7 protein-coding genes and 1 pseudogene are annotated in these 9,671 nt (G+C 68.5%); all 8 read right to left on the bottom strand.

Features of this window, described 5'->3' with window-relative positions; translation table 11 throughout:
• Positions 1-959: pseudogene (locus tag ABZ027_RS40170) on the bottom strand (glucose-6-phosphate isomerase); the annotation flags it as partial.
• Between the two features lie 63 nt (positions 960-1,022).
• Positions 1,023-2,288 (bottom strand): MFS transporter, encoded by a 1,266-nt coding sequence (locus tag ABZ027_RS40165; protein WP_356777489.1) that lies wholly within the window; start codon positions 2,286-2,288, stop codon positions 1,023-1,025.
• A 138-nt stretch (positions 2,289-2,426) separates the two neighbouring features.
• Positions 2,427-2,762, bottom strand: a complete 336-nt coding sequence (locus tag ABZ027_RS40160) for an RNA polymerase-binding protein RbpA (RefSeq protein WP_003957010.1) — start codon at positions 2,760-2,762, stop codon at positions 2,427-2,429.
• Between the two features lie 213 nt (positions 2,763-2,975).
• On the bottom strand, positions 2,976-3,206 hold the full coding sequence (gene secG / locus ABZ027_RS40155; protein ID WP_029181151.1) for a preprotein translocase subunit SecG: 231 nt from the start codon (positions 3,204-3,206) through the stop codon (positions 2,976-2,978).
• A 131-nt stretch (positions 3,207-3,337) separates the two neighbouring features.
• A complete protein-coding gene (gene tpiA / locus ABZ027_RS40150) occupies positions 3,338-4,114 on the bottom strand; it encodes a triose-phosphate isomerase (protein ID WP_356777487.1) in 777 nt (258 codons plus the stop codon).
• 4 nt (positions 4,115-4,118) lie between these two features.
• Entirely contained in the window at positions 4,119-5,330 is a 1,212-nt protein-coding gene (locus ABZ027_RS40145) for a phosphoglycerate kinase (protein ID WP_356777485.1), read from the bottom strand.
• A gap of 143 nt (positions 5,331-5,473) precedes the next feature.
• A complete protein-coding gene (gene gap, locus ABZ027_RS40140; protein WP_356777483.1) occupies positions 5,474-6,484 on the bottom strand; it encodes a type I glyceraldehyde-3-phosphate dehydrogenase in 1,011 nt (336 codons plus the stop codon).
• Between the two features lie 224 nt (positions 6,485-6,708).
• Positions 6,709-9,660 carry a M14 family zinc carboxypeptidase gene (locus ABZ027_RS40135; protein ID WP_356777481.1) on the bottom strand — a complete coding sequence of 984 codons (2,952 nt, stop codon included), beginning with the start codon at positions 9,658-9,660 and terminating at the stop codon, positions 6,709-6,711.
• Positions 9,661-9,671: the final 11 nt, after the last annotated feature.

Raw genomic sequence — 9,671 nt, 5'->3', positions numbered from 1 at the left:
AGCAGCAGCGGCACATTCGACTCGGCCGGAGCGTTGAGGAAGTGCTCGTCGACGATCCGGAAACCGTCCAGCATCTCCCGGAAACGGTCCGCACCGATCGCGATCATCAACGACAGCCCGATCGCCGAGTCGAAGGAGTACCGGCCCCCGACCCAGTCCCAGAACTCGAACATGTTCGCCGTGTCGATCCCGAACTGCGACACCTTCTCCGCGTTCGTCGACAACGCCACGAAATGCTTCGCGACCGCGTCCGGATCCTTCAACTCGGTCAGCAGCCACTCACGCGCGGAGGTCGCGTTGGTGATCGTCTCGATCGTGGTGAACGTCTTCGACGCGACGATGAACAGCGTCTCCGCCGGATCCAGATCCCGCGTCGCCTCATGCAGGTCGGCCCCGTCCACGTTCGACACGAACCTAAACGTCAACGACCGGTCGGTGTAGGCGCGCAGCGCCTCGTACGCCATCGCCGGACCCAGATCCGAACCACCGATACCGATGTTGACGACATTACGGATCCGCCGGCCGGTATGGCCCGTCCACTCACCCGACCGCACCCGCCCGGCGAAGTCACTCATCCGCTCCAGCACCGCGTGCACGCCCGGCACCACGTTCTCACCGTCGACCTCCACCACCGCGTTCGCCGGAGCACGCAACGCGGTGTGCAACACCGCCCGGTCCTCGGTGATGTTGATCCGCTCACCCCGGAACATGGCATCCCGCAACCCGAACACATCGGTGGCCACGGCCAGTTCCCGCAACAGGGCCAACGTCTCGTCGGTGACCAGATGCTTGGAGAAGTCGACGTACAGGTCACCGACCCGCAGCGTGAATGAGGCGCCGCGGTCCGGGTCGGCGGCGAACAGCTCGCGCAGCCGCACCTCCCCGAGGTCCTCACGGTGCTTCGCCAGAGCGGTCCACTCGGGCGTCCGGTTGAGTCTGGTACGGCCGTCTGCGTTCATGGAGGACTTCAGCCTTCTCTCGTGCCTGTGCCTGCTGCCCGCTGCCGCGTCCAACCTAATTGATCAGCGCGGGGCGGGAGCTGTCGTGGCGTCGTCGTGCGCACCAACAGATACGTCCACCTTGAGCGCGGGTATCAGCGAGGCGACGGCCAGAACGAAGAAGGCGGCCGCGAGCAGCGCCGGGGTGTTCAGGCCCCAGACGGTGGCCACCGCCCCGCCGAGCAGGGCCCCCAGGGGCGCCCCGGCGACCCCGAGGGTCCGGAAGGCGGCGCTGACCCGCCCCAGGGTGTCGGCGGGGGTGCGCTCCTGCATCAGGGTTCTGGTGTTGACGTTCCACAGCATGCCCATGAACCCGAAGACGGCCATGGCCGCCGCCAGGGCGACCGGACTGCGCACCGATCCCATGATCACCAGCGCGCCGATCTGCACCGTCCCGGCGAGCAGCACCGCGCGCACCCGCCCCAGACGGGCGACGAGCCGACCGCTCGTCACTCCCCCGGTCAGGCCGCCCACCGTATAGGCGGTCATGGCCGCCGCGTAACCCGCGGTGCCCGCGTCCAGCCAGCCCGTCACCAGGAGCACCAGGCCGGCGATGAGGGCACCCATGCCGATGTTGCACAGCGCCGTCGCGGCACACAGTCCGCGCAGGGCCTTGTCGTGTCCCAGAACGCGCAGCCCCTCGGCGATCTCACAGCGCAGGGTGCTGCCCGCCGGTCTCGGCTTCCGCTCGGGCCGGGCGGTGCGCAGCGACGCGACCAGGGCGGCCGCCACCAGGAAGGTCACCGCGTCGGCTGCGAAGGGCATCGCGGCACCGGACAGCAGGAGCAGCGGCACGAGTGGTGCGCCCAGCAGGCCACCGGCGATCTGCTGGCCGGTCATCAGTCGGGCGTTCGCGCTGCCCAGCGCATGGCGGTCCACCAGGGCGGGCAGCAGGGCGGTGGCGGCGTTGTCGAAGAGGGTCTGGAGAGTGGTCAGGGCGAAGGCCAGCGCGATCAGCAGGCCGATCGAGGCCTGCCCGAGCGCGACGGCCACCGCGAAGCCGGCGACCAGCAGTCCTCGTAACGCGTCCGCCGTCCACATCGCGCGCCGCTGGTCCACGCGGTCGGCGACGGCGCCGCCGAGCAGCCCGAAGACGATCCAGGGCAGGTATCCGCAGGCGGTGACCGCCGAGATGAGCAGGGGCCGGTCTGTCAGTGTCGCGGCGAGCAGAGGCAACGCGGAGGTCCGCAGCGCGTCACCGAAGCTGGAGAGCACGGCGGCGCTCCACAAGCGCCCGAATCCCCCACGCCATGCGGGCGCACCAGCGCCCCCCGTCTCGCCCGTCGCCACGATTCCCCCTCCGGTTCGCCGATGAACAAACCGTAGAGGGCACCACTGACAATCGGCCTCGGTCAGGAATCCGGCGGCCGGTGCTCCGAACGACTCCACCAGGCATCTGCGTGCCCGGTGTGCTTCAAACGAGAGGCTCTAGATCTCGCCCCGCAGTTTGGCGAGCGCTTCGGCGAGGATCGCCTCGCCGTCCGCGTCGCTGCGCCGCTCCCGCACATAGGCGAGGTGCGTCTTGTAGGGCTCGGTGCGCGGCGGGTCCGGAGGGTTGTCCCGGTCCTGCCCTGCCGGAAAGCCGCAGCGCGGGCAGTCCCAGGTGTCGGGGACCTGCGCGTCGCTGGCGAAGCTGGGCTGCGTCTCATGCCCGTTGGAGCACCAGAAGGAGATGCGCAGCCGGGGCGCGGACTCGCCCCGCTCGGCCTCGCCCATCGGCCCCGCCCCGACCCGGCTTCCTCGGATCGCGTTGCCACTTGCCACGGTCGTAACTCCCTGCGTGATGGTGCCGCAAAGCGAGTCGGCGTTTCGCTTCGCCGCGAGCGCCTCAGTCTACGTAAGGCCCAACGCGCGTCCAGTGGTTGGAGTTACCACCCCCATACACAGACGCAAGCCCCATGATAGGCCGCGCTCAGCTGCGCGTACCGTACATGGGGCCTTACGTGCGGAATGGACGTGCTGCGTGTGCGACGCTGATCAGTTGTTCACCTTCATCAGGATGCCGAGCACGACAATGCACGCGAACCACAGCAGACCGACCACGACGGTGATGCGGTCCAGGTTGCGCTCGGCGACCGAGGAGCCACCGACGGACGACTGCATGCCGCCACCGAACATGTCGGAGAGGCCGCCGCCCTTGCCCTTGTGCATCAGCACCAGCAGCATCATCAGCAGGCTGAAGACGATCAGGGCGATCGAGAACCCCATAACCACGGCTGGACCAACTTCCTCGGATCTGGATAGACGACGGGGGCCGAAGCTCTGTCTGTGAGCTGTGAAGCTCTCGTTAAGAGCCCTCGGCCCCCGCAAGGGTACGACGGATCGCGCCTACCGCATACTCACTGGTCGCGGAACCGCACGATCTTGACGAACTCGTCGGCGTCCAGTGAGGCGCCACCCACCAGGGCGCCGTCGATGTCGGCCTGCGACATGATCTCGGCGACGTTGCCCGACTTCACCGAACCGCCGTACTGGATGCGGACCTGGTCGGCGAGCTCCTGCGTGTACAGCTCGGCGATCTTCCCGCGGATGGCGGCGCAGACCTCCTGGGCGTCCTCGGCTCCGCAGACCTTGCCGGTACCGATGGCCCACACCGGCTCGTAGGCGATCACGACGGTCTCGGCCTGCTCGGCCGGGAGGTCCTTCAGACCGCCCTCGACCTGGGCGAGGGTGTGGGTGACGTGGTTGCCCGCCTCGCGGACCTCCAGCTCCTCGCCGACGCACAGGATCGGGGTCAGGCCGTGCTTGTAGGCGGCCTTGACCTTGGCGTTGACCAGCTCGTCGGTCTCGTTGTGGTACTGGCGGCGCTCGGAGTGGCCGATCGCCACGAAGGTGCACTTCAGCTTGGCCAGCATCGGGCCGGAGATCTCGCCGGTGTAGGCACCGCCGTCGTGCGCCGAGATGTCCTGGGCGCCGTACTTGATCTTGAGCTTGTCGCCGTCGACCAGGGTCTGCACGGAACGCAGGTCGGTGAAGGGCGGCAGGACCGCGACCTCGACGGCGTCGTAGTCCTTGTCGGCCAGGGCGAAGGCCAGCTTCTGGACGTGCGCGATGGCCTCGAGGTGGTTGAGGTTCATCTTCCAGTTGCCCGCCATCAGCGGCGTGCGCGTACTCATCGGGTCAGTCCTCCAGTGCGGCGAGGCCGGGGAGCGTCTTGCCCTCGAGGTATTCGAGGGAGGCGCCGCCGCCGGTCGAGATGTGGCCGAATGCGTTCTCGTCGAAGCCCAGGATGCGGACGGCCGCGGCGGAGTCGCCGCCGCCGACCACCGTGAAGCCCGGGGAGTCGAGGAGGGCCTGGGCGACCGCCTTGGTGCCCTCGGCGTAGTCGGGGTGTTCGAAGACGCCCATGGGGCCGTTCCAGAAGACGGTGGTGGCGTCGGCGAGCTTCGAGGCGTAGAGCTTGCGGGTCTCCGGACCGATGTCCAGGCCCAACTGGTCGGCCGGAATGGCGTCCGCGGCGACGGTGTCGGGGTTCGCCGGCGCCTTGGTCTTCAGGTCCGGGAACTCGGTGGAGGTCACCACGTCGACGGGGAGGACCAGCTCGACGCCGTTCTTCTTCGCCCGCTCGATGTACTCCTGGACGACCGGGATCTGGTCCTCCTGGAGGAGGGAGGCGCCGACCTCGTACCCCTTGGCCTTGAGGAAGGTGAACACCATGCCGCCGCCGATGAGGAGACGGTCCGCCTTGCCCAGCAGCTGGTCGATGACGGCGAGCTTGTCGGAGACCTTGGAACCGCCGAGGGCGACGACATAGGGCCGCTTGACGTCCTCGGTGAGCTTCTTGAGGACGGCGACCTCGGCGGCGATGAGGTAACCGGCGGCGTGCGGCAGCCGGGCCGGGAGGTCGAAGACCGAGGCGTGCTTGCGGTGGACGGCGCCGAAGCCGTCGCTCACGTACACGTCCGCGAGGGCGGCGAGCTGGTCGGCGAAGGCACCGCGCTCGGCGTCGTCCTTGGAGGTCTCGCCGGCGTTGAAGCGCAGGTTCTCGATGACGGCGACCTGGCCGTCGGCGAGATGAGCGACGGTGGACTCGGCGGACGTGCCGACCGTGTCGGTCGCGAACGCCACGTCCCCACCGAGGAGTTCACCGAGGCGCGTGGCGGCAGGCGCGAGCGAGAAGGCGGGGTCGGGGGCGCCCTTGGGGCGGCCCAGGTGCGAGGCGACGATCACCCGGGCGCCCGCTCCGGCGAGGGCCTTGACGGTGGGCAGGACGGCGCGGATACGGCCGTCGTCCGTGATGGTGGTGCCGTCCAGCGGCACGTTCAGGTCGGCGCGGACGAAGACCCGCTTGCCGCCCACACCTTCGGCGAGAAGTTCGTCGATCGTCTTCATGGAGGGAACTCCTGGAAAGGGCTGGTGAGGGCTGGTGATGCTCGTGATCGTGAGAGAGCTGATCTGTACGTGAGTCAGGGCTCGGGCAGCGCGTCCCTGCGCTGCCCGAGCCCTGACTCACACCGAAGTGCCTGCTCTGTCGATCAGAGCTGGTTGCCGACGAAGACCGTCAGGTCGACGAGGCGGTTGGAGTAGCCCCACTCGTTGTCGTACCAGCCGAGGATCTTCACCGAGTTGCCCTCCTGGACCATGGTCAGGGAGGAGTCGAAGGTGCAGGAGGCCGGGTCGCCGACGATGTCCGAGGAGACGATGGCGTCCTCGGTGTACGCCAGGTAGCCCTTGAGGTCGCCGTCGTCGGAGGCCTTCTTGAACGCGGCGTTGACCTCGTCCTTGGTGACCTCGCGCTGCAGCGTCACGACCAGGTCGGTGGCCGAACCGGTCGGGACCGGGACGCGCATCGCGATGCCGTCCAGCTTGCCCTTGAGCTGCGGGAGGACCAGGGCGGTGGCCTTCGCGGCGCCCGTCGTGGTCGGGATGATGTTCTCGGCGGCGGCGCGGGCGCGACGCAGGTCCGAGTGCGGGAAGTCCAGGATGCGCTGGTCGTTCGTGTACGCGTGGACCGTCGTCATCAGACCCTTGACGATGCCGAAGTTCTCGTCGAGGACCTTGGCCATCGGCGCCACACAGTTGGTGGTGCAGGAGGCGTTGGAGATGACGTGGTGGTTGGCCGCGTCGTACTTGTCCTGGTTGACGCCCATCACGATGGTGATGTCCTCGTCCTTGGCCGGAGCCGAGATGAGGACCTTCTTGGCACCGCCGGCGATGTGCTTCTCGGCGTCGGCCTTCTTGGTGAAGATGCCGGTCGACTCGATGACGATGTCGACGCCCAGCTCGCCCCACGGGATCTCGGCGGGGTTGCGCTCGGACAGCACCTTGATGGTGTGGCCGTCGACAGTGATCGTGTCGGCGGTGTGCGACACCTCGGCCTTGAGACGGCCCAGGATGGTGTCGTACTTCAGCAGGTGAGCGGTGGTCGCGGTGTCACCCAGGTCGTTGACAGCCACGATCTCGATGTCTGCACCCTGCTCCAGCAGCGCGCGGAAGTAGTTACGACCGATGCGGCCAAAGCCGTTGATGCCTACGCGGATCGTCACGAAACCGATCTCCTCGTTGGTACGCCGGGTTCGAATCCGGCGAGCTGTATGGGATGTCCCCGACCGTGTACGACCCTACATCTCTGAGCATGCCGTGGTGACATCGAGATGCCCCATACACGGCGAGGCGGCCCGTACCCGCCAGTAGGGGTACGGACCGCCCGAGCCCGAAGGCCTGATCACCCGATTTTGCTACGCGGCGTCACCGTTGGTTGACCAGGACGTCATCCTTCGACCGCCGCGAGTGCCTTCTTCACCAGAGCCTTTCGATCGGCCGCCGAGGAGACGTGCTCCAGACCGAAGCCCAGCAGCACGGTGTCGTCCGTGGTGATCGCTCCGTAGGTCTGGAAGAGAGCCCCGGTGCGCGCCCAGTCCTTGAGGACGGCCGGGCTGCCCGGAGGCGGTCCGGCGACGCTCCAGGCGCCCAGCGAGGTCTCGAAGCCCTCGGTCTGCGTGGCACTGCCCCCGACGACCAGCGAGGCGTTGTCCGCGAGCACTCCGTGGCCGCCGCCGCCCGGGTCGGTGACATAGCTGATCGAGATCTCGACGGACTTGCCGGCGTACGCGCTCAGGTCGAAGGTGACCTGCTGCCAGCCGTCGGACGCGCCGGTGAGGGCGTTCCACGCGCCGGTGGTGCCGGTCGCGCCGCAGCCGCCGTTCGCGACGGTCAGGTAGTGCTTCAGCTGCGGGTGCTCATTGACGTAGTACGCGGCCGAGCAGTCCTCCGGCACGGTGGGGCGGGTGGCGCCGCCCGTCTCGGGGAGCGTGGTCCAGTCGTCGGCCCCGGTGGTGTGGGCCTCGACGATCACGTTGTCGTAGCCGGGCTCGGTGTCCCACAGCAGCTGGGAACGCAGGGCGGGCTTGTCGGCCGCGGTCACACGCGTGAGGTCCACGGTGTGGGTGAGCCGCTTGTAGGAGTCGTCGGTGTGCACGGCGGCCGCCATGTACGAGCCCGCGTAGGGCCCGTAGGGGTTGATGGTCCCGGCGAACTGGCCGGCGCCCGCGGAGGCGAACTGCGGGTATGTGTCGGCGGGCAGTTCGTCGGACGTCACGCTGTAGGTGCCGGCCCGGTCCAGCGGGTTGCCGGCCGCGGGGCCGAGCGCCCCGGAGAATCCGCCGAGCCTGCTGGAGCCGGTGAAGCCGGTGGCCCCGGGTGTCGACGTACGCGAGTAGGCGCCCAGGTAGTACTGGCTGAAGTCGTCCGACGGGGTGCCGTCGGCGAGGGAGACGCTGCCGCCGGCCTGTTCGCCGGCCTCGACCAGCTTGCCGCCCTCGTTGAGGAAGGCACGCAGTTCGAGCTGGGTGGCGATGCCGGGGGTGTTCGTTCCCGTGTAGTGGACGACGGTGGCGAAGTGGTTCAGCACGCCGAGCGCGTCGGGCGCGCCCTGCCGGGCGACGTCCCAGACGAGGGCCTTGCGGCCGGCGCCCTTCAGCGCGTCGACGTAGGTCTGCGCCTGCGTGGCGGTCGTTCCCTCCTCGGCGACGACGAGGACGTCCGCGCGGGGCCGTTCGGCGACGGTGTAGGTGAAGGGGGCGCTGCTGACCTTCTTGCCGCTCTTCGTCCTGCCGGTGAACCACACCTCGACCTTGTCGCCGGGTTCGCCGTGCCGGACCTTGGCCCGGTACTCGTCGAAGTAGAGGTTGTCCTCGCCTCCGTACCTCTCGCCGCCCTTCCAGGGGCGCAGCTTCTGGTCGTGCGTACGGCCGTGGTTGACGCGGTACTTGAGTTCCTTGTCGCGCACCGCCTTGCGGACGACGACGGAGACCTCCTGGTCGGCGCCGCGCGAGTACGACGTCGTGAACGGCGCCGGGGTGAAGTCGGCGGCGGTGCGGCCGACCGAGGACTTCGGCTGGTCGGGGCGGGCGGCGGACTCGGCGACGGAGAGCGCGAACGGGATGTTCTTGGCGAACTCCTGCTGGATCAGCTTCTCGTCGTCGGGGAAGTTGAAGACCGACTGGCAGTCGGCCGCGTTCCAGGCGTCGTCGGGGTCGATGTTCGACGCGGTCTCACAGGTCGACATCTCGGGGGTGAACATGCCCGTGCCGTTGACGTTGGCCGCGTGGCCGTCCGCCTCGCCGTTGGTGGTGTACAGCTCCGAGGAGACCTGCGGGTGGTAGCCCGGGATCGCGGAGTTGTCGGGGGTGCCGGCGAGCGCCTTGTAGGCCACGTCGTCCGGGGTGTCCGTGGCCACCTGCCAGCCGACTCCGTAGAGAAGGAGTTCGGCGGCGGAGTGGTAGTTGATGCCGTAGGTGAACCCGACGCGCTTCTCGAAGGCGTCCAGGGCCTTGGTCTCGGGCTCGGAGTTCGGGCCCGAGCCGCGGTAGGTCTGGCTGGTGGGGTTGGGCGACGAACCCTCGTTGTCGTAGCCCCACTTGTAGGCGAAGTTGCGGTTGAGGTCGACGCCGTCGCTGGTGCCGATGGAGCCGTCGCCGTTGTTGTCCCGCAGGTTCTTGCGCCACAGGCGGTTGTCGGAGTTCTGGAAGGTGTAGTCGTAGCCGTCGGGGTTGGCCGACAGCACGAACCACAGCTCGGTCGAGTCGACGAGCTTCTTGATGCGTTTGTCCGTCTTGTAGTTGTCCAGGTAATGGTGCATCAGCCGGCGGGTCATCTCCGGCGTGATCCACTCGCGCGCGTGCTGGTTGGACATGTAGAGGACGGCGGGCTTGGAGCCGTCCGCGGACTTCTTGGCGCCCTTGGTCAGCTTGAGGGCGAGGATGTCCTGGCCGCCCACCGTCCTGCCGATGGAGACGACCTTGGTGAGGCCCGGGTTCTGCCGGCCGGTCCTGAGGATCTCCTCCTTCAGGCCGCCGCTGCCGCTGTACGGGCGGAACACCCCCTCCGCGGCCGCCTCGACACGGTTCTCGGCCTTGGCGGACAGCCGGTGTTCGGTGAGCTGAACCCCTTGGTCCTCGAGCGTGTCGGCCTGCTGGTCGGTCAGGTACACCTCGACGGTGGCCTCGCCCTTCGCGGGCACCTGCTCACCGAGTTCATGGCCGTCCTGACCGGCCGCCAGCAGCAGGGGTACCTGCTGCCGGGTGATCTCGGCCCGGAAGACCTTGACCTCGTCCGGACCGGGAGAACCGGGGTTGTCCGCGGCCTGCGCGAGGGGTGCGATCCCCGCACCGCCCAGCAGAAGCGCGCCAACAGCGAGGATCGGTCTCGCTCTTCGTCTCATGAACCCCCCTT

This window comes from Streptomyces sp. NPDC006332 (assembly GCF_040612855.1).
In the GTDB taxonomy this organism is placed as follows: Bacteria; Actinomycetota; Actinomycetes; order Streptomycetales; family Streptomycetaceae; genus Streptomyces.
The sequence above is the reverse complement of the archived record's forward strand: the minus strand, read 5'-3'. Positions and strand labels throughout refer to the sequence as shown.